Raw genomic sequence first — 19776 nt, forward strand, 5'->3', positions numbered from 1 at the left:
TTGCCGCCGCGCGCAGTCTCGTCCCTTACGGGATGTTTTTCTCGCGCAAGCACTAAAGATTCCAGGGCGCAGGCCGTTATCTAGTCCTGATGGGGCGGCCTGATAGTTTTTCACCGCCCTCACCTGGCGGACCGTCAAACCGCTCCGCCCGCAGACGAACACAGGTTGCCAGCGACAAACATGGAAGCGAACAGGATCACCGCGCCCCGCCGGGGCTCCTTGCGCACGGTCGTCGACCGGCTTCTGGCGCTTGGCCGGCGCGTCGAACAGAAGCCGCAATCCAGGCCGCAAGCCCGACCGCAAGCCGAGCCGCCCGCCGCGCTGCACTTCGAGCACGTGGTCGGCGCCGTGGACCTGCTGGCGCACGTGGACACCGACCTGCGCTTTATCTATGTTTCGGACGCGAGCCTGCGCTTTATCGGCTATCACCGCGAGTATCTGGAGACGATCACGCTGCATGAGCTGGTGGCGCAGGCCGACGTCGCGCGGCTCGACGCGCTGCTGGTTCGCGCCTCGGCCTCCGGCAATGTCGAGAAGGCGACGCTTGGGCTCATCAAGTCGCTGACCTATCCGATCACCGTCGAGCTGCGTGTGGTGCGCAACAGCCATAACGGCATCGACGGCTTTGCGATCGCCGGCTTCGACGTGTCCGCGTGGCGCGCAAGCGAAGAGCGCCTGATCCAGGCGCTGCATCTGGACCGGCTGACCAATCTCGCCAACCAGTCGGCGCTGATTCCCGCGCTGCTCGAGGCGCAGCAGCAGGCCGACGCGCACGGCACGCCCGCCGCGCTGCTGCTGCTCGACATCGACGATTATCAGCGCGTGAACCGCGCGCTCGGCTACGACGCCGGCGACGACATGCTGCGCGACACGGCGCGGCGCATCCTGAACATGACGGGACCGAACGAGACGGTGGCGCGCGTGGCCAGCGACGAGTTCGCGATTCTCGTGAAGCCCGCCGCGAACCGCACCGACGCCGCGGCCGCCGCCGAAGCGCTGGCGCGGCGTCTGTTGACCGCGATCCAGCAGCCGTATGTCTTCAGCGGCCAGCAGGTGCATCTGTCCGCGAGCATCGGCATTGCGCTCTATCCGGACGTGCGTCACGCCAACGACACCGCCGCGCACGACACCCATCTGCTGCGCTGGGCCGATCACGCGCTGCTGCAGGCGAAGTCGGCGGGCGGCAATACGCTCGCGTTCTACGTGCCGGACGACAATCCCGCCGACGCCGAGCGCCTGAAGCTGGAGGCCGATCTGTACGACGGCGTGCGCAACGGCGAGTTCTCGCTGCACTTCCAGCCGATCACGAGCAGCCGCACGCACGGCGTGGTCGGCGTCGAGGCGCTGATCCGCTGGATGCATCCGGTGCATGGACTCGTGCCGCCGTCGATGTTCATTCCGCTCGCGGAGTCGGTCGGGCTCATCAACTTCCTCGGCAACTGGGTGCTCAAGGTCGCCTGCATGCAGTTGATCCAGTGGGACGCGCGCGGCATCTCGCTGCAATACGTCGCGGTCAACGTGTCGCCGCAGCAGTTCCGCGACCCGCGCTTCAAGGACGCCGTGCGCGAGGCGATCGAGCTGACCGGCATCGATCCGCGGCGCCTCGTGTTCGAGATCACCGAAAGCCTGCTGATGCACGACCCGGCGCACGCGAAGGTGCTGCTCGAGGATCTAACGGCGATGGGCATCCGCTTCGCCGTCGACGATTTCGGCACCGGCTATTCGAGCCTGGCTTACCTGCAACGGTTTCCCCTTGCAAAACTTAAGATCGACAGGAGTTTTGTCGAGAATCTGCTAACCTCCCGGAACGATCAGGCGATCGTCAGCGCAGTGGTCGGGCTCGCCCAGACGCTCGACCTCGAACTGGTCGCCGAGGGCGTCGAAACGGAAGCGCAGCGCAGCCTGCTCACCGAAATGGGATGTGACCACATACAGGGATGGCTCGTCTGCAAGGCGCTGCCCTCCGACGAACTGGCGCAGCGTTTCGAAGCGCGTTCGCTTCATCTGCACAGCGCATAGCGGTGCGGCTCAAGCGCTCAAGCAGCGGCATCAGCCGGCCTCGCGCCGGCATGGCATTCATTGGAACACGTATGGCTTTTGCGGGACTCACATGGTAAAGGCGGCGGTGCTCGACCGGCTCTGGACGCGAATGAGCGAGCGCGGCGATTTCCCCATGCTGTCGCAGTCGTTGCGCACCACCATGGCGGCAATGAACAACGACGACCTCGACTTCACCGGCCTCGTGCAGGTGGTGCTGTCGGACTTCGCATTGACGCAAAAAGTGCTGCGGCTCGCGAACTCGGCCATGTACATGGCGTTCGGCGGCAATATCACCACGGTGTCGCGCGCGTTGATGGTGCTCGGCATGGACGCGGTCGGTCATCTCGTCGTCGGCCTGAAGATCGTCGATCACTTTCATCACAGCGCGCCGCGCCGCATCGACGCGAAACTCGAACTGAACCGCACGCTGCTGTCGGGCTGCGTCGCGCGCAAGCTGACGGAGCGCGGCGATCTGCGTGCCGGCGAGGAAGCCGTGGTCTGCACGCTGATGCGGCAAATCGGCAAGCTGCTGGTGGTGTTCTATCTCGACGCGGAATGGGATCAGATTCGCCGGCACATCGAAGGCGGCACGCTCGAAGCGGATGCGTGCGTGCTGGTGCTCGGCGTGACGTTCGACGAAATCGGCGCCGAAGCCGCGGTGCGCTGGCGCCTGCCCGACATGATCCGCTCGGGCATGGGCGAGTTCGATCCGCAAGACACCGAACAGCCGCGCCAGGTGCAGTGGCTGCGCGCGATCACCAATTATTCGACGGCGGTCGCGGACGTCCTCACGCAGCAGAACATGCCCGACTTCGAGCGCGAGGAGCGCATCGCCGAGCTCGCGCAGGAATATAGCCGCGCGCTCAACACCGATCCCGAAGTGCTGCTCGAAATGAGCGTGGCGTTGGCGCGCGAGGAAGGCGGCGACGGCGTGATGCGCGAGATCGTCGAGTTGCGCGCGAATGCGGACGCAATGGCGCGCGAGGCGCTGGACCCCGAGTCGCGCATTGCGGCGGGCGTCCAGGATTTGCGCAATCTGCCTGACAGCAGCTCGCTCGCGCCGGCCCTCGGCATGGCGTCGGAAACGGTTCTCGCGGCGCTCGGCTTTGCGCGCACCGTGGTATTCGTCAAGCACAGCAACGGCACGTTCCGCGCACGTCTCGGCCTCGGCCCGAAAATCGACGCGGCGCTGCCCAAGCTCACGTTCAGCTCCGCGTTCGAGCCCGATGTGTTCCATCTGGCCATCGCGAATTCGGTGGGCATCTTCATCGAAAATGCGCGCGATCCGAAAATGGTCGCGCGGCTGCCCGAGTGGTTCCGCCGTTCGTTCGACGACGCCCGCGCCTTCGTGCTGTTACCCGTGGTGGATGAAACGGACCAGACGGTCGCGTTGCTGTATGGCGACTGGTCTCATACGCAGGAGCCACGCCGTATCTCGCAGAAGGAGATGAGCGTGCTGAACGAACTGGCCAGGGAGTTAGGCCGTTTTTTCGGCCTGGGGCAGATGCGGGAAATGGAGACGATGTAAAGACGTGGCGTGATCGCTGATCACGTCGCGTGAGTCTGCAGTTTTCTGTGTTTGCCCGACGCCAGGTGTTTTTAAGCTGAATTGCGAAGCTGATTTCCAAGGCTGATTTTGAAGCCGGCATGCGCTGCATGCCGGCTTCGTCGCAGGTGCGGCCTCAGTCCTCGATTCTTTCCAACCCTTCCGCGCTGCGGTCCGCGACGCCTGCCCAGGCGCCGGCCGCGAGTCCCATTTGCGCGACCTCTTCGATCGTCAACGGCGCAAGCTGCGCGCAGCGCGCGGCGAGCGTGTCCCACGCGCCGTTTTCCAACGCCTCGACGGCGGCGAGCAGTTGGCCGAGCACGCCCTCGCGATGCAGAATCGCCGCCTGAATCGGACGCGACAACGTCAGCACATTAAGCGTGCTTTCGAGCGAGCCGCCGAACACCGCATCGACGAATGAAAACACACCCGTGAGAAAGGCCGCGTCCGCTTCGTCGCGGCCCGCGTCCGGCAGACGCTCGATCGCCAGTTCCATGAAACGCGCGCGCGTGGCCGCGAGTTGCAGCAGAGGATCGTCTTCGAGCGCGACCTTGCGGCCGTCCGCATACAACAGCAACTGCGTCCAGCGCGCGATGCGGTCGGTGCCGGTTGCGTTGATCGCCTCGCGCAGCGTCGTGACCTTATGGCCGACCGCGAAGCCGCTCGAATTCGCGAGCTTCATCAGATGCATCACCAGCACCGGATTGAGCTTGAGCTCCGCTTCGAGCTGCGCGACGGTCGGGTCGCCGGCGAGCAATTGCAGCAGATTGAGCAACGCGTGGCGCGGTGCGCTGACACGGCGCGTCAACGAGGTTTGCGGACGCGCGAAGAAGTAGCCCTGGAAGCGGTCGAACCCGAGGCCGTGCGCCGTTTCGAAATCGGCTTGCGCGTCGAGCCCCGCTGCGATCAGCAGCTTGCCCGCCGATTTGAGCACGCTCGTCAGCTTGGGCAGCAGCGCGGCGGGCGCGCGCGTGATGTCGATCTTGATGGCTTCCGCGTAGGGCAAGAGCTTCGCGAAAGTCTCGTTGGGCTGCGTGACGTCGTCGAGCACGAAGCGATAGCGCCGGCCATGCAGCAGCACGATGCGCGCGATCAGATCGTCGTCGACGTGCATGTCGGGCGGCAGTTCGAACAGAAAGCGCTCGGCGGGCAGCCGCTCGATTGCGTCGTCGAACAGCATGTCGCGGTTCGTGTCGATATACGCAGGATGCCCGGTCAGCGCGTTGCGCACATTGCTCTCGACCAGTCCGCGGATGATCGCGCGGGCCACGCGTTGCGCGGGCGTGGGCGCCCGCCCGGCTCGCGGGTCTTGATCGTCTTGATCGTCTGCGCCGCTTTCGGTGTCTGCCTCAGAGCCGAGGTCGAACTGCGCCTCTGCCGGCGCTTCCGGCGCGCGTATCTTTAGCTCGTAGCCGCACAGCATGCCGTCCCGATTGAGGATGGGCTGCCGCGCGAAGCTGGCGTTCAACTGCGCATCGTCCGTGGCGTCGCTGGCGTCGCTGGTGTCGCTGGCATATGCACGGCCCGGATTTTCGACTGCAATGGTGCTCATTGTGGTCCCCCGCGAGGCGCCGCCCCGGCGCTTGCTGCTGTCTTGTGGTTTTCGCCGCACGGCAACGCGCGCGGCGTGTTTATCGTTTGCGACGTCGCGTTGGCGACGGCAACTTCGCCATCGCAGCGCGCCCGGCGATTTTAGCGCAGGCTGTCTTGCGCGCACATGTCCACAAAACAATATCTGGAAATATTTGGCAAGTGGACAAAGCCGATAACGCCCATGACGAGGCGGACAACCACGCGCACCATGCAAAACGGCCGCAAGCAGCGGCCGTTTTTTGTTGAGGCGTCAAGCAGCAACGCGTTACTTCAGCACCACTTTCACGTCGAAGTATTTCGCCGCGAAACGGTCGATCGTGCCGTCGGCCTTCAGTTCCTTCAGCGCCTGGTTCAACGCATCCTTCAACGCCTTGTCGCCGCGGCGAATGCCGAAGCCCACGCCCGCGCCGAGCAGCTTTTCGTCCGTGACGGCCGGTCCAGCGAACTCGAAGCCCGCGCCTTGCGGCTTCTTCAGAAAGCCCTTCGATGCCGCTTCCGCGTCCTGGAACGATGCATCCAGACGCCCGGACGAGAGGTCCGCGTAGATCTGATCCTGCGTCTGATACGGCACGACGTCGACACCGGCCGGCGCCCAACGCGCCTTCGCATAGGTTTCCTGAATCGTGCCCTGCAGCACGCCGACGTGCTTGCCCTTCAGCGACGCGGGCGTCGGCTGCAAGCCGCTGCCCTTCTTCGCGATCATCTGATTCGGGATCGTGTAGATCGGGTCGGTGAAGTCGATGGCCTGACGACGCTGCTCGGTGATCGTCATGTCCGAGTTGATCGCGTTGAATTTGCGCGCCTGCAACGCGGGAATCAGGCCGTCGAACGAATTCTCGACCCACACGCACTTCGCCTTCAGCTTCGCGCACACGGCATTGCCGACGTCGATGTCGAAGCCCTGCAGTTCGCCCGACGGCGACTTCGATTCGAACGGCGCATACGACGCCTCGACACCGAAGCGCACTTCCTTGATGTCCGCCGCCGAAGCGGACGCTGCCGTGAGCGTTGCCGTCGCGAATAGCGCGAGCGCAGCCGTGTTTCGCCAATTCATCTTCATTACGGGTGTTCCTCTACGGTATTGAACAGGACGGAGCCGAATCCGGACAGGCATGATTGCCGCGCCAAAAATGCGATTCAAACTCGCGCGGCCGTTGTGGTGCAGCGCAACAGCCGCGAGGCGGGGATTGTACAGGCTCGTTTGCCGCGGCTGCGTGGCGTTGGGGTGAAGGCTGCGTCGCGAGCGCGGGGCAGCGCTGAAGCGCAAAGCTGCAAGTTGATGTCGCGGTGGCGCAAGCAATGCAACGAGCTCAACCGGCGCGAATAGTATGCGCCTTCGTGTCTTTACACATCGCGCCGCTAGACGAGCGCGCCGTGCGTCTCTTCAGTCGTCTCGATCACCATCAAGCCCGCGCGCAAACCGGGCTTCACCGTCGCATTCGGAAACACGAGGCGCTCTTCGTCATGCTGCACGACGTAGCGATAGTCGCCATCGCGTGCGAGCAAGGTGTGCTTCGCGAACGGCGTGAAGTTCGCGACATCGGGCGCGACCAGCAATTCGAACGCGTCGCTTTGCTTCGTGATCTGGTCGATCACCGTGAAGGCGCGCGGCAGTTCCGCTTGCGTATTGCCATTCGTGCCCGCGAGCAGATGACGCAACGCCTGATCCGCGCCCGCAAAACGCGTGAGGTCGTTCTGGCCGAACGGACGCACCTTGCCGAGTTCCAGCGTGCACGCGTCGGCAGCGCAAGCCTGCGCGGTGAAATGCGAGTACGTGTTGCCCTTCGTGGTGTGCAACAGCACTGCGCTAATGCGCGCCTCGCCGAGCCACTCGAACATCGCGCGCGAAAATGGCCTGCCCGTATGCGGCAGCAGCGCGAAGCGCTCGAACGCGGACGCGCGGATCGCCGTGTGCATGTCGATATGCCAGCGCGCGCCCGGCTCTTTCGAAGCGGCATCGAAGAACTGCACAGCGGCCCGCTCGAGCGCCGCGGCGCGCGGCGCCTCGTGACTGTGCGGCAGTTGCAGATGCCGGCCGCTGAAGAGGCGATTGAGATCGTCGTCGCGATAGCGGCACGCGTCGCGCATCGCATCGACATTGCCGAGGATCGCGAGCAGGCGGCAGGTCAACGCTGCGTCGCCGCGCGCGATGTCGCGCACGAGATGCGACAGCAGTTCGATCGGCGCGGTTTCGTCGCCATGCACGCCGGCCGATGCAAGCACGCTGCGTGTGTTGTTCAAAGACGCGGCCGGCTCGAGCAGCAGCACGCCGTCATCGAGCCACGACCAGCGCACGCCGCCGGCGCACGTGCCTTGCATGTCGTTCGCGGCAGGCCGCGTGCCCGCGAGCGTATAGGCGAGGAAATCGTCGAGCATTGCGACCGGCTCGCCGCGCTCAGCGCTGGAAGTCATAGAGCGATCCGAGGCCGAGAATCTGCGTGAGTTCATCGAGCGCGGTGCGCGACTCGACGAGCAGTTTAGGATCGGCGAGATCAGACGGTGCGAGACGGTCGCGATAATGCTTTTCGATCCACGTATCGAGCCGCCCGAACAACGTGTCGTCGATCCACACGCCGCGTGTGACCGCCGCGCGCTCCGCTTCGTTCAGCACCACACGCAGACGCAGGCACGCCGGCCCGCCGCCGTTCTTCATGCTTTCGCGCAGATCGAACACGAGCACCTCGTCGATCGGACCCGTGTGCGACGTCAGATCGTCCAGATACGCGGCCACGCGCGGATTTTCGCGGCACTCCTGCGGTACCACCAGCACCTGCTTGCCGTCGGGGCGCGTCAGCAACTGGCTGTTGAACAGATACGACGAGACCGCGTCCGCCACGTTCACCTGTGCATCGGGCACTTCGATCACGTTGAAGTCCGCCTTCAGGCCAGCGAGTTTCGCGCGCAACTCGTCGTACACCGCCTGCTGTTCGACAAACGCAAGCTGATGACAGAACAGCGTATTGCGATTGCCGACCGCGATCACGTCGTTATGAAAAACGCCTGCGTCGATCACTTCGGGATTCTGTTGCGCGTAGACAGTTGCTTCTTCCTGCAAGCCATGACGATGCGCGACCGCGCGGCTCGCTTCGAACGTCTGACGCGCGGGAAAGCGTTTCGGCTCGGGTCCGCGGCGATACTCGCTGCGGCCGTACACGAAGAATTCGACGCCACGTGCGCCATATTCCGCGCTAAAGCGCGTGTGGTTCGCCGCACCTTCATCGCCGAGCGCGGGCGTGCCGGGCAAAGCCTCATGCACCGCGAAGCGATCGGCGTCGCTGAAAATCGCGCGCAACGTGCGGCGCGTCGATTCGTGTTCGATCGCGCGATGCAGTTTGCTGCACAGATTGGCCGGCGTGAAATGCACGCGGCCGTCGTGCGTGTCGGCGGACGGACTCACGGTCGCGGCATTCGCGGTCCACATCGCCGAAGCCGAACTCGCGGCGGCCAGCAACTCGGGCGCATTCTTCGCCACGTTGGCGATCACCGTGGCATCGTCGCCGGAAAAACCGAGCTCGCGCAACAGACGCACCGACGGCCGCTCCTGCGGCGGCAGCACGCCCTGATGAAAGCCGAGATCGGCCAACTGCTTCATCTTGCGCAGACCCTGCTTCGCGGCCGCCTTCGGATTCGCAACCGACTTCTCGTTGTTCTGCGACGCGACGTTGCCGAACGACAGCCCCGCATAGTTGTGCGTCGGGCCGACCAGGCCGTCGAAATTGGCTTCAGTGGCTTGCATCGTCGATCCTTAGAATTGAAGGCCCGGCGAGACGCTCGCGGGCATTTGCAGTTGCGCGCTTTCAACCGACGCCATCGGATACGCGCAGTAATCGGCCGCGTAATAAGCGCTCGGCCGGTGATTGCCCGAACGCCCCGGCCCGCCGAACGGCGCACCCGACGACGCGCCGTTGGTCGGCCGGTTCCAGTTGACGATGCCCGCGCGGATGGTGCGCTGGAAATGCGTCCACAGCGATTCGTCGTCGGCGAGCAGGCCCGCGGACAAACCGAACTCGGTGTCGTTGGCTTTTTCGAGCGCTTCGTTAAAGCTGTCGTAACGGATGATCTGCGCGAGCGGCCCGAAGTGTTCCTCGTCGGGCAGATTCTTCACGGCGCTCACGTCGAGAATGGCCGGCGTGACGAAGCCGAGCTTCGGATCGCGCTGCTCCATTTTCAGCAACGCATGTGCGCCATCCGCGAGCAAGCGTTCCTGCGCCGCGACGAGGCGCGAGGCCGCGCGCGCCGAGATCACCGCGCCCATGAAAGGCTGCGGCTCGGCGTTATATTCGCCGACGCTGATGCGCGAACTCACCTCGACGAAGCGCGCGAGAAAGCGCTCGCCGAACGCGTCGTTCGGTACGAAAATGCGGCGTGCGCAAGTGCAGCGCTGCCCCGCCGACAGAAACGCCGACTGGATCGTGTGATGCACGGCGGCGTCGATGTCCGCGACCGGCCCGATCACGAGCGGATTGTTGCCGCCCATTTCGAGCGCGAGCACGATCTCCGGCCGTCCGCCGAACTGCTTGTGCAACAACGTTCCGGTATCCGAACTACCGGTGAAGAACAGACCGTCGATCTGCCGATGATTCGCTAGCGCAACGCCCGTGTCCTTCTCGCCCTGCACGAGGTTCAGCACGCCGGCCGGCAAGCCCGCATCGGCCCAGATTTGCACGGTCAGCGCGGCGACGCCCGGCGCGAGTTCGGACGGCTTGAACACGACCGCATTGCCCGCGATCAGCGCCGGCACGATATGCCCGTTCGGCAGATGCCCAGGAAAGTTATACGGCCCGAACACGGCGACCACGCCATGCGGACGATGCCGCAAAACCGCGGTGCCGTCCGCCATCGACGAACGCTTTTCGCCGGTGCGCTCGTTGTACGCCTGAATCGAAATCTCGACTTTCGCGGCCATCGAAGCCGCTTCGGTGCGCGCTTCCCACAGCGGCTTGCCGGTCTCGCGGCCGATCGCTTCAGCGAGCGCTTCCTTGCGTTCGGTGACGAGCGCGGCGAAACGGCGCACCACCGCGCAACGCTCATCGAGACTCAGCGCCGACCATGCCGCGAACGCTCGCCGTGCGCCGCGCACCGCGCGATCCACGTCGTCCGCGGACGCGCTATTGCCTTCCCACACCGTCGCGCCCGTACCGGGGTTGCGCGACGCGAATGCGGGTCCTGTGCCGGCAGCCCATTCGCCGCCGATGAAAAGCTCGCTCATGATCATCCCTGTTTATGTTTCAGCGGCAGCACCCGCACCGGGTCGCCTGCCTTGACGCCGAGTGCCGACGCTTCGATCGCGTTCATGCGGAACACGCCGTCTTGCGGCACGCCCGCCGCCACGCCCACGCGAAAATCGCCGAGCGACGTGTTCGACACCATTGAACGCGGCGCATCCTGCGGCGCGCCCGCCGGCACGTCGGCCATTTCGAGCGGCACCATCACGCTTTCGCGCACCGTGCGCAAGTCGGAGATATGGCACTCGAGCACCGGACCGGCATCGAAAATATCGACGTGGTTCTCGTAGCGCAGCCCTTCCGCTTCGAGCATGCGGCGCGCCGGAATCGTGTCGCTATGCGTGAGGCCGACGCATTGCTGCGCTTCTTCAGGCAGCAACTCGACATACACCGGATAGCGCGGCATCAGCTCGGCAAGAAACGCCTTGCGTCCATGAGAACTGAGGTAATCGGCCGCGTTGAAGTCGATCTGATAGAAATGCGAGCCGACCGCGCGCCAGAACGGCGACGTGCCTTGCTCATCGAAATGGCCGCGCAATTCCGCGCACAAACGCTGCGGAAAGCGCTCGCGAAACTGCGCAAGAAACATGAAGCGCGAACGCGACAGCAGGCCGCCCACTCCGCTCGTGCGATAACGCGGGCTCAGAAACAGCGAGCACACTTCGGCGTAACCCGTCAGGTCATGCGAGATGTTGAGCGCGCGCATGCGCGTCCAGATGCCGAGGTCCTGGCTCGCGTGCACCACCGTGCTCACGCGATAGTTGTAGAACGGCTGCTGCAGGCCGACAGCCGCTTCGATGCCGCAGACGCCGGCGACGTCGCCGGTTTGCGTGTCTTCCATCACGAAGAAGTAGCCTGCTTCATGCGGCGCGGCCTTGTCTTCCATCGTGCGGCGCGCCCGTTCGACGCGTGCGGCAAGCGCTTCGCGGTCCGGCTTGAAGGTGGTGAGGCCTGGGCCGGTTTCCTGCGCGAGCCGCATCAACGCGTCCACATCGCCTCGTTGCACAACGCGAACGACGATCATTGCGCGTCTCCCGATTGTTCGTGCTGCTGTTGATCTTCTTCGTCTCCCGGACGATGCAGCGGCGCGCAACGCACCGCATTGCCGTCCTGCACGCCGAGTGCCGCCCGCGCCGCCTGCGCGAGGGGTGCCCCTTCGCTTTTCGTCGACGGCAGATCGCCGAGCACGCAGCGGAATTCGCCATCCACGCCGTTGTGCGCGATCAGATACGCAGCGCCGCTCGCGGCTGCGGCCGTCTCGTGCACGACGCGCGTTTCATTGCGCGCGACCGACGCACTGCGGTCCACCTGCGCGGTGAGCACCGGCCCCGCGTCGAAAATATCGATGAAGCGGTCCGTCTCGAAGCCTTCTTCCAGATGGATTTCATACGCCAGTAGAGCGTTCGAATCCGGCTCGCCGAGCACGCGCTGCGCGGCTTCGGGCAGCAAAGGCACATAGATCGGATACGTCGGCATCACTTCGGCGATAAACGTTCGGCTGCGTCCGCCCGATTCGATTTCGATGTCGGCAAAATCGCGGCCGAAGAACTTGCGCCCCACCGCTTCCCAGAATGGCGACACGCCATGCTCGTCGGTCACGCCGAGCAGCAGCGAGAACACCTCGGACGTAAAGCGCCTGCGATTCGCGGCGATGTACATCATGCGCGCGCGCGACAGCAGATGCGCAGCGGCGTCGCCACGCAGCGACGGGTCGATGTAATAGCCCGCGAGCCGGCTCTTGCCCGTCAGTTCATGCGACATGGTGAGCGCGTGAATCTTGCGGTTCACGTGCAATTCGCGCGACGCATGAATCAGCGCGTCGTTACGAAACGCGTAGAACGGGTCCGAATAACCCGCCGCCGCAATGATGCTCGCCGTGCCCATCAGTTTGCCGGTCTCGCTGTCTTCGAGCACGAACAGATAGAACTCCTCGCCCGGAAAGTCGACGTCCGCGCGAAACGAATCTTCCGACAGCGCGACGCGTGCCTCGAGCGCGCGCCGGTCGTGCGGCAGGGAATGCAGCACCGGTTGCGCGGTGCGCGCCATATGTTCGAGCGCATCGAGATCGGCGAGGCGGCCGGGGCGTACGAAGAGCATCATCGTTCCTGTTGAATGTGACGCATGAGTTCCCCTATGCGTCGGTGCGAGGCGTTGAACGCGCCGTTTTATTTCGACGCCGCTTCGGCCTTCGCGCCGACCACTTCGGCAATCGCTTTCGCGAGCCGTTCGAAGCCTTCGTTCATGTCGTCGAGCGGCATGATCAGCGACGGCACGAAGCGCAACACGTCCGGTCCCGCCATCAGCATGATCACGCCATGCTGGCCCGCGGCCGTGACGAAGTCTTTCGCGCGGCCCTTGTACGCATCCGTCAATTCGGCGCCGATCAACAGGCCCTTGCCGCGCACTTCGGTGAAGAGGCCGAAGCGCTCGTTGAGCTTCGCGAGATGACCCCTCAGCACGTCGCTGCGCGTGCGCACGCCTTCGAGGAGCTTCGGATCGCTAACCAGTTCGACCACCTTCTCCGCGATGGCCGAGCCAAGCGGATTGCCGCCATACGTGGTGCCATGCACGCCGACCTTGAAATGCGCGGCCAGTTCGTTCGTGGTCAGCATCGCGCCGATCGGGAAGCCGTTGCCGAGCGCCTTCGCGGTGGTCAAAATGTCCGGCGTGACGCCGGTGTCCTGATACGCGTAGAAGTAGCCGCTGCGGCCCACGCCCGTTTGCACTTCGTCGAAAATCAGCAGCGCGCCGTGCTGGTCGCAGGCTTCGCGCAGCGCTTTCAGGAACGCCGGATCGGCCGGAATCACCCCGCCCTCCCCCTGAATCGGCTCGACGATCACCGCGCAGGTCTTCGCGCCAATCGCCTTCTTCGCGGCCTCGATGTCGTTGTACGGCAAATGCACGATGCCTTGCGGCACCGGTCCGAAGCCTTCCGAATACTTCGGCTGACCGCCGACGCTGACAGTGAAGAACGTGCGGCCATGAAACGACTGCGTGAACGAGATCACTTCGAATTTCTCGGCGCCGTGGCGGTCGAACGCGACGCGGCGTGCGAGCTTCAGCGCCGCTTCGTTCGCTTCGGCGCCCGAGTTCGCGAAGAACGCGCGGTCCGCGAAGGTCAGGTCTTCGAGACGTTTCGCAAGACGCAACACCGGCTCGTTCGTGTAGCCATTGCCGATATGCCACAGCTTGCTGCCCTGCTCCTGCAAAACTTTCAGCAGTTCGGGATGCGCGTGACCGAGCGCGGTGACGGCGATGCCGCCGGCGAAGTCGATATAGTCGCGGCCCTGCGTATCCCAGACGCGTGAGCCGAGACCGCGATCCGGCACGAAGGCGGCGGGCGCGAATACCGGCACCATGACTTCGTCGAAGGTCTTGCGTGTCACAGTCAGGTCGTTCATGGCAAATCCTCGTTACGGTGAGAGGTAATACAGGTAGTGTAGGAAACCGCGCGCGATACGTCTTGCGCATACGCGACGCTTTCTATGAGCTTCCACCTCGCGGCGCGCTGCGAGCGGCGCCCGCCGCGAGCCGAGATGCTTTCAATCCGCGAGATCCGGCCGCTCGATCAACGCGCCCGCGCGCGGCTCGCTCGCCGCCGCGCCGCCCGCGCCCGTCTGCCGGTCGAGCCAGTTGCGGCGATCCTCGCGCGGCGTCACGCCGAAGCGCTCGCGGTATGCATTCGAAAAGTGCGCCGCCGACGAAAATCCGCACGCGAGGCTGATCTGCACGACCGATTTGCTGGTGCGCTGCAATTGCGTGCGCGCTTTCGAAAGGCGCAGACCCAAGTAGTATTTGGACGGCATCGAGCCGAGATACTGGCGAAAGAGGCGCTCCAGTTGCCGCCGCGAAACGCCGACGAGACCGGCGATTTCGTCGGTGGTGAGCGGGTCTTCGATATTCGCTTCCATCAGCATCAACGCATCGTTCAGACGCGGATGGCGCTCGCCCGGCGCGGTCACGAACGGAATGCGCTGACGTTCCTCGCCCGCGCGCAACACGCCGACGCCGAGCGTATCCGCGATGCGATCCGCGAGTTCGGGGCCGTGTTCGCGGCCGATCATCGCGAGCATGAAGTCGACGGTGGCCTGACCGCCCGCGCAAGTCGCGCGATCGCGGTCGATTTCGAAAATCTGCTGCGTGACGATGGAGCGCTCGAACTGCTCGGCGAACTGCTGATAGGTTTCCCAGTTCACGCTCACGCGATAGCCCGACAATTGCCCCGCCATCGCGAGCCACCACACGCCGTGATGAATACCGGTGACGAGCGGCGTGCGTTGCCCGACGCGCGCAAGGCTCGCGAGAAACAGCCGATAGTCGGCAAATTGCTGAAAGCGTTCCGTGATGACGATCAGCCAGTCGCACGCGATCGCGTCGCCGAATGCGGCGTCGGCGGGCCATTGCGCTCCGCCCGCGAGCGGCACCGCGCGGCCGTCCCACGAGCAGACCTGCACGCGATACAGCGCGCGGCCGTCGATTTCGTTGGCGAGATTGAGCGCGTCGACAATCGGCCCGACGCCCGACATCGACACGGGCGGCAATGCGACGATTGCAACCTGCGTGGTGCGTGCGGGACTGGACGTGCGGGCCATCAGCGGATCACAACGCGGCGAGCGGGCGAACGGGCGGACGCGGCGCGCGTTACTTCAGGCTGCCGGAGAGGAACTGCTTGAGCCGCTCGCTGCGCGGCGCGCTCAGCACTTCGGCGGGCAAGCCTTCTTCTTCCGTGCGGCCTTGATGCAGGAACATCACATGGTTCGACACGTTGCGCGCAAAACCCATTTCGTGGGTGACGACGATCATCGTGCGCCCTTCTTCCGCGAGCTTCTGCATGACCTTCAACACTTCGCCGACGAGTTCGGGATCGAGCGCCGAAGTCGGCTCGTCGAACAGCATCACATCGGGATTCATCGCGAGCGCGCGGGCAATCGCCACGCGCTGCTGCTGACCGCCGGACAGATGCGCCGGATACTGTTTTTCGACGCGCGGCGCGAGGCCCACCTTCTCGAGATATTCGCGCGCGCGCTCTTCGGCTTCGCGACGCGGCAGGCCGAGCACGTGAATCGGCGCCTCGACGACGTTCTCGATCACGTTCATATGCGCCCACAAATTGAAGTGCTGGAACACCATCGCGAGTTTCGTGCGAATGCGTTGCAACTGCTTGTGATCCGCGACTTCGAGATTGCCCGCGCGGTCGGCCTTCGTCTTGACCGCTTCGCCGTCGACGACAATCTGCCCCGCGTTCGGCCGCTCGAGAAAATTAATGCAGCGCAGGAAGGTGCTCTTGCCCGAACCGCTCGCGCCGATGATGCTGATCACGTCGCCCTTGTTCGCGTTCAGCGACACGCCCTTGAGCACTTCGTTGTCGCCGTAGCGCTTGTGGATGTCCTGCACGGCGAGCTTGCAAGCCTGGGTTTGCGTGGTGTGGAGCAAGGTGCTCTCCCTTTGAAAATACGATCGAACTTGCGACGGCGCGCTCAATGCGTGCGGACCGCCAGATAACCGAGCCAGTGACGCTCGGCGCGGCGGAACAGCGCGACGAGAGCAAACGACACCACGAGGTAGATCAACGCCGCGAGGCCGAATGCGTCGAACGAACGATAGGTTGCCGAATTCGCGTCGCGCGCCACCTTCAGGATATCCGGCACGGTAGCCGTGAACGCGACGGTGGTCGCGTGCAGCATCAGGATCACTTCGTTACTGTACAACGGCAAGGCGCGGCGCAGCGCGGACGGTATCACAATGCGGCGGTACATCGTGAACCAGCTCATGCCATAGGCACGGGCCGCTTCCACTTCGCCATGCGAGGTCGAACGAATCGCGCCGGCGAAGATCTCCGTGGTGTACGCGCAGGTGTTCAGCGCGAAAGCGAGAATCGCGCAGTGAAAGCCGCTGCGGAAAAACGCATCCAGCAGTTCATGCGAACGCACGAATTCGAGGCTGTACATGCCGGTGTAGATAAGCAGCAGTTGCACGTACAGCGGCGTGCCGCGAAATACATACGTGTAGAGACGCACGGGCGTCGACAGCCAGCGCTTTTTCGACACGCGCGCGACCGCGAGCGGAATCGCAAGACAAAAGCCGATGCCGACGGACACGACCAGCAGCCACAACGTGACCGCGAGGCCGGACATGCGCTGGCCGTCCCAGTAGAGAAACGCGCGCCAGAAGTCGTTGAGAATGTCGATCATGGTCTTAAAGCTCCGCGTGCCGGACGCCGATCGAATAGCGGCGTTCCAGCCAGATCAGCGCGAGGTTCGAGACGGTCGTCAGCGCGAGATAGATGAGCGCCGCGATCAGGATGAAGAAGAACATGTTGAAGGTGCTTTTGCCCGCGTCCTGCGCGGCCTTGACGACATCCGCGAGACCGATGATCGACACCAGCGCCGTCGCTTTCACCAGCACCTGCCAGTTGTTGCCGATGCCGGGCAGCGCGAAACGCATCATCTGCGGAAAGAGAATGCGCGCGAACACGCGCACGCCGCTCATGCCGTAGGCGCTGCCCGCTTCGAGCTGGCCGCGCGGCACGGCGAGAAACGCGCCGCGAAACGTCTCGGTGAAATACGCGCCGTAAATGAAGCCGAGCGTCAGCACGCCGGCGACGAATGGGTCGATGTCGAACTGCGCCACATCGAGCGCGTCGGTCAGATTGTTGACCGCGATCTGGATGCTGTAGAAAAGCAGCAGCATCAGCACGAGGTCGGGCACCGAGCGGATCAAGGTCGTGTAGCCGGTGGCGAGCGCGCGCAACGGCCGGTTGAGGGAGAGTTTCGCCGCCGCGCCCGCGAGGCCGAGCAGCACGGCGGCCGCGAGCGACAGCACCGACAGTTCGACCGTCTGGATCGTGCCGGCCAGCAGGACCGGACCAAAGCCGTATAGCACCACGCGTGTCTCCATCCAGTTTGGTTTGAGAACGCCTCGATGCAGCCGGCTCGTCGGACCCCGGCTCATCAGGCATGGCGCGGAGTCTCCCAAGCGAAAATTAATTTCTCAAAGGCCGACGCAAAGTTTGCTGCGCCGCAACAGGGTACGCGGAAAGCGCCGGGCGGCTCGCGGCGCTTGGTGTTGGGGGACGCGGCGGGATGCAGTCACCAGCGTGGCGCGGACGCGCCGCCGCGATTTAGCAAGTTTGAGGTCGCTTTTTCGATAGACGGCGCGCGCTTCGCGCAAGGCGAAGCGCGGCCGTGCGAAGACCAGGAGCGGGCCGCCGCTAGTCCATGCCGAGCCGCGCGCGGATCGCGGGCAGCATGTATTCGACCGCCGCGCGCCCTTCCTCGATGGCCGGCGCCGCGCGATGAAAATCGAAGATGCCCATGCCGCCCAGGCGCGGCTGGATCAGGATGTCCGCGGGCTCGCCCGCGAGGCGGCTGCGCGTGATCCGCACCTGCATGATGTCGATGCTTTGCGCGATCGAACTCAGCATGGACGGCACGCGCGCGCTCGGCGCGGGCGGCACGCGCACGTCGTCGGTCGCGCGCTCTTCGGCGGGCGCGAGCCAGCGCGGCCAGGGCTTGCCGTTGCGGCGCATCGAAACGGGCGTCGGTGCGTTCGGATCGATGGCGGGCGTGTCCACGACCGCGCCGCCGAAATCGCGTCCGTTGAGAATGTCGTTGTTCAGATCGACGGCAATCACGCAGTCGGCCCGCATGCCGCGCGCGACCGACACCGGCACCGGATTGCTCAACCCGCCGTCGACGAGCCATACGCCGTTGTGCCAAACCGGCGTGAAAATGCCGGGAATCGCAATCGACGCACGCACCGCGTCGACCACGCTGCCGTCCTGCAGCCAGCCTTCGCGGCCGGTGTCGAGTTCGGTGGCGACGGCGGCGAACGGCATGTTCAGTTGCGCGATGGACCGGCCGTTGAATTTGTCGGCGAATAACTGGATCACCTTGCGCCCGCCAAGCAGACCGCCGGACAAACGCAAGTCGAGCAGGCGCACGACCGTCTGCCACGTGAGCCGCGACACCCACTCCTCGAGCCAGTCCAGATCGCCGTTCGCATAGACGGCGCCGACCAGCGCGCCAATCGACGTGCCGCATACCACGTCGGGCTTGATGCCCGCGTCGTGCAGCGCGCGGATCGCGCCGATATGCGCCCAGCCGCGCGCGGCGCCGCCTCCCAACACCAGCCCGATACGGCTGTATCGACGTCGACGTATCATGATGCCCCCCGTCTTTCTTCGTCTGCTTCTCGTTGTTTACAGCGTTTCTAGCGCCCGCGCATGACGTCCGAACGCGATGTCGTGTACACCGTGTGATTCTGGTCGAAGTGCACGTTGAAAATGCCTTCTTCCGTCACGCCGCCCTCGCGCCACTTCCAGCTCCACACCGTTTCCGGCTTGAGCGGAAACACCGCGACCTGACCCGGTTTGCCGAGCAGCCGCCGCACTTCGTCCTCGCTCATGCCGATGCGGATCTTGCCGAAGTTCGCCGCGGTCAGCACTTGCGTGATGGATTGCAGTTTACCGTCCCGGTCAATGTCCACCATGTACGTATTCATACCTTGCGGACCACGTGGATACTCGAAGCGCTTCGAGCCGTCCGTAAAGGTGCGTTCGGTTTCGGGCTTGCCCATCTGCTCGCGGATCTGCGCTTCGGTCGTGACGCCCGGCGTCATGTCCTTGAGCAGCAGCGCGTCGGGCTTGACGGCGTTAAACAGGTCCTTGATTTTTTGCACGGCGTGCTCGCTCTGTTGGTCGTCGCACGCGGTGACCACGAGGCATGCAGCCAGCATGGCGACAAGAGGCAGTTTCAGGCTCACAGCAAATTTCCTGTAGCGATGCGGACGCGAATGACCGCATCGGTCGTGTAGTGATTCCCCGCTGGATTTCCCGCTCGACATCCGCTGGACGTTCCTTAGGGCGCGCTACAGGATAACCGCGTGACGCAAAAACCGCGAGCGCGCACACGGCGCGCAAAGACACGGCGAAACCGGCCTCGCAGGCGAAAAATGCAGGACGTAAAGCGCTTTTCCGACGATGACGCCCTCTGCGCGCCAATTATTGCAAAGCGCAACAGACGCAACAGAAAGCAAAAAGGCGACGCTGTGCAAAGCGTCGCCCATGCCGGACGGCAGTGAAGCGATGGTCGTGACGGCGGGTACGGTCAGTACGCCGGTCTTGAAGATGTGCGAAAACCGCGTGAAGGACGACGCGCAGCGGTCCGTTCCGGCGCGGCGATGAACGGCCTTGGCCGTACACCTTGCGCCATCGCCGGAAGTGGCGAACCGCTGCTTGACTGGCCGCCCTGGTCCCCTCAATAAGCCTTCCAAGTGACGTTAATCTAACGGGATTGGAAGCGCTAGACGAGAGCGCGTTTACACCGAATTTGCAGAGGATTTCGCGGCGCTGTCAGTGGCACCGCGGGACGC

General features: G+C 64.4%; 16 protein-coding genes. 2 read left to right on the top strand and 14 right to left on the bottom strand.

Annotated elements, in window-relative coordinates; translation table 11 throughout:
- Positions 1-180 precede the first annotated feature (180 nt).
- Both C8K18_RS16885 and C8K18_RS16890 read left to right on the top strand, forming a co-directional pair.
- Positions 181-2019 carry a bifunctional diguanylate cyclase/phosphodiesterase gene (locus C8K18_RS16885; RefSeq protein ID WP_107708405.1) on the top strand — a complete coding sequence of 613 codons (1839 nt, stop codon included), beginning with the start codon at positions 181-183 and terminating at the stop codon, positions 2017-2019.
- 91 nt (positions 2020-2110) lie between these two features.
- On the top strand, positions 2111-3568 hold the full coding sequence (locus C8K18_RS16890; RefSeq protein ID WP_006051085.1) for an HDOD domain-containing protein: 1458 nt from the start codon (positions 2111-2113) through the stop codon (positions 3566-3568).
- Positions 3569-3722: 154 nt separating this feature from the next.
- Here the strand turns inward: C8K18_RS16890 and C8K18_RS16895 are convergent, their stop codons facing one another.
- The 14 genes from C8K18_RS16895 to bamE all read right to left on the bottom strand — a co-directional run bounded on the left by C8K18_RS16895 (position 3723) and on the right by bamE (position 19167).
- Positions 3723-5138 carry an EAL and HDOD domain-containing protein gene (locus C8K18_RS16895; RefSeq protein ID WP_107708407.1) on the bottom strand — a complete coding sequence of 472 codons (1416 nt, stop codon included), beginning with the start codon at positions 5136-5138 and terminating at the stop codon, positions 3723-3725.
- A gap of 306 nt (positions 5139-5444) precedes the next feature.
- A complete protein-coding gene (locus C8K18_RS16900) occupies positions 5445-6239 on the bottom strand; it encodes an ABC transporter substrate-binding protein (RefSeq protein ID WP_053857895.1) in 795 nt (264 codons plus the stop codon).
- Positions 6240-6538: 299 nt separating this feature from the next.
- Positions 6539-7591, bottom strand: a complete 1053-nt coding sequence (gene astE / locus C8K18_RS16905; protein WP_029969182.1) for a succinylglutamate desuccinylase — start codon at positions 7589-7591, stop codon at positions 6539-6541.
- Complete coding sequence (gene astB / locus C8K18_RS16910; protein WP_006051089.1) at positions 7575-8915, bottom strand: N-succinylarginine dihydrolase; 1341 nt, start codon at positions 8913-8915, stop codon at positions 7575-7577. The genes astE and astB overlap by 17 nt, the downstream gene beginning before the upstream one ends.
- 9 nt (positions 8916-8924) lie before the next feature.
- On the bottom strand, positions 8925-10388 hold the full coding sequence (gene astD, locus C8K18_RS16915; protein WP_107708520.1) for a succinylglutamate-semialdehyde dehydrogenase: 1464 nt from the start codon (positions 10386-10388) through the stop codon (positions 8925-8927).
- 2 nt (positions 10389-10390) lie between these two features.
- A complete protein-coding gene (astA, locus tag C8K18_RS16920) occupies positions 10391-11428 on the bottom strand; it encodes an arginine N-succinyltransferase (RefSeq protein WP_107708409.1) in 1038 nt (345 codons plus the stop codon).
- The gene (gene aruF / locus C8K18_RS16925) at positions 11425-12501 is read right to left on the bottom strand and encodes an arginine/ornithine succinyltransferase subunit alpha (protein ID WP_053857893.1); all 1077 of its coding nucleotides are present in this window, start codon (positions 12499-12501) and stop codon (positions 11425-11427) included. Before aruF ends, astA begins: the two co-directional genes overlap by 4 nt.
- A 68-nt stretch (positions 12502-12569) precedes the next feature.
- Positions 12570-13805: an aspartate aminotransferase family protein gene (locus C8K18_RS16930; RefSeq protein ID WP_029969174.1), complete on the bottom strand. Its 1236-nt coding sequence runs from the start codon at positions 13803-13805 to the stop codon at positions 12570-12572.
- Between the two features lie 141 nt (positions 13806-13946).
- Positions 13947-14996 carry a GlxA family transcriptional regulator gene (locus C8K18_RS16935; RefSeq protein WP_006051094.1) on the bottom strand — a complete coding sequence of 350 codons (1050 nt, stop codon included), beginning with the start codon at positions 14994-14996 and terminating at the stop codon, positions 13947-13949.
- A gap of 49 nt (positions 14997-15045) precedes the next feature.
- Positions 15046-15837 carry an ABC transporter ATP-binding protein gene (locus C8K18_RS16940; RefSeq protein WP_107708412.1) on the bottom strand — a complete coding sequence of 264 codons (792 nt, stop codon included), beginning with the start codon at positions 15835-15837 and terminating at the stop codon, positions 15046-15048.
- 44 nt (positions 15838-15881) lie between these two features.
- Positions 15882-16595, bottom strand: coding sequence for an ABC transporter permease (locus C8K18_RS16945; protein WP_107708414.1), 714 nt, complete (start codon positions 16593-16595; stop codon positions 15882-15884).
- A 4-nt stretch (positions 16596-16599) separates the two neighbouring features.
- Complete coding sequence (locus tag C8K18_RS16950) at positions 16600-17289, bottom strand: ABC transporter permease (RefSeq protein ID WP_006051097.1); 690 nt, start codon at positions 17287-17289, stop codon at positions 16600-16602.
- Positions 17290-17614: 325 nt separating this feature from the next.
- A complete protein-coding gene (locus tag C8K18_RS16955) occupies positions 17615-18568 on the bottom strand; it encodes a patatin-like phospholipase family protein (protein ID WP_107708415.1) in 954 nt (317 codons plus the stop codon).
- A gap of 47 nt (positions 18569-18615) precedes the next feature.
- Positions 18616-19167, bottom strand: a complete 552-nt coding sequence (bamE, locus tag C8K18_RS16960; RefSeq protein ID WP_107708417.1) for an outer membrane protein assembly factor BamE — start codon at positions 19165-19167, stop codon at positions 18616-18618.
- Between the last annotated feature and the right edge of the window lie 609 nt (positions 19168-19776).

The organism is Paraburkholderia sp. GV068 (genome assembly GCF_003058125.1).
Lineage (GTDB): Bacteria > Pseudomonadota > Gammaproteobacteria > Burkholderiales > Burkholderiaceae > Paraburkholderia > Paraburkholderia graminis.

Excerpts from the sequence above, each read along its gene's own strand:
- C8K18_RS16885 (WP_107708405.1), top strand. The coding sequence starts at position 181 with ATGGAAGCGAACAGGATCACCGCGCCCCGCCGGGGCTCCTTGCGCACG.
- C8K18_RS16890 (WP_006051085.1), top strand. The coding sequence starts at position 2,111 with ATGGTAAAGGCGGCGGTGCTCGACCGGCTCTGGACGCGAATGAGCGAG.
- C8K18_RS16895 (WP_107708407.1), bottom strand. The coding sequence starts at position 5,138 with ATGAGCACCATTGCAGTCGAAAATCCGGGCCGTGCATATGCCAGCGAC.
- C8K18_RS16900 (WP_053857895.1), bottom strand. The coding sequence starts at position 6,239 with ATGAAGATGAATTGGCGAAACACGGCTGCGCTCGCGCTATTCGCGACG.
- astE (WP_029969182.1), bottom strand. The coding sequence starts at position 7,591 with ATGACTTCCAGCGCTGAGCGCGGCGAGCCGGTCGCAATGCTCGACGAT.
- astB (WP_006051089.1), bottom strand. The coding sequence starts at position 8,915 with ATGCAAGCCACTGAAGCCAATTTCGACGGCCTGGTCGGCCCGACGCAC.
- astD (WP_107708520.1), bottom strand. The coding sequence starts at position 10,388 with ATGAGCGAGCTTTTCATCGGCGGCGAATGGGCTGCCGGCACAGGACCC.
- astA (WP_107708409.1), bottom strand. The coding sequence starts at position 11,428 with ATGATCGTCGTTCGCGTTGTGCAACGAGGCGATGTGGACGCGTTGATG.
- aruF (WP_053857893.1), bottom strand. The coding sequence starts at position 12,501 with ATGCTCTTCGTACGCCCCGGCCGCCTCGCCGATCTCGATGCGCTCGAA.
- C8K18_RS16930 (WP_029969174.1), bottom strand. The coding sequence starts at position 13,805 with ATGAACGACCTGACTGTGACACGCAAGACCTTCGACGAAGTCATGGTG.
- C8K18_RS16935 (WP_006051094.1), bottom strand. The coding sequence starts at position 14,996 with ATGGCCCGCACGTCCAGTCCCGCACGCACCACGCAGGTTGCAATCGTC.
- C8K18_RS16945 (WP_107708414.1), bottom strand. The coding sequence starts at position 16,595 with ATGATCGACATTCTCAACGACTTCTGGCGCGCGTTTCTCTACTGGGAC.
- C8K18_RS16955 (WP_107708415.1), bottom strand. The coding sequence starts at position 18,568 with ATGATACGTCGACGTCGATACAGCCGTATCGGGCTGGTGTTGGGAGGC.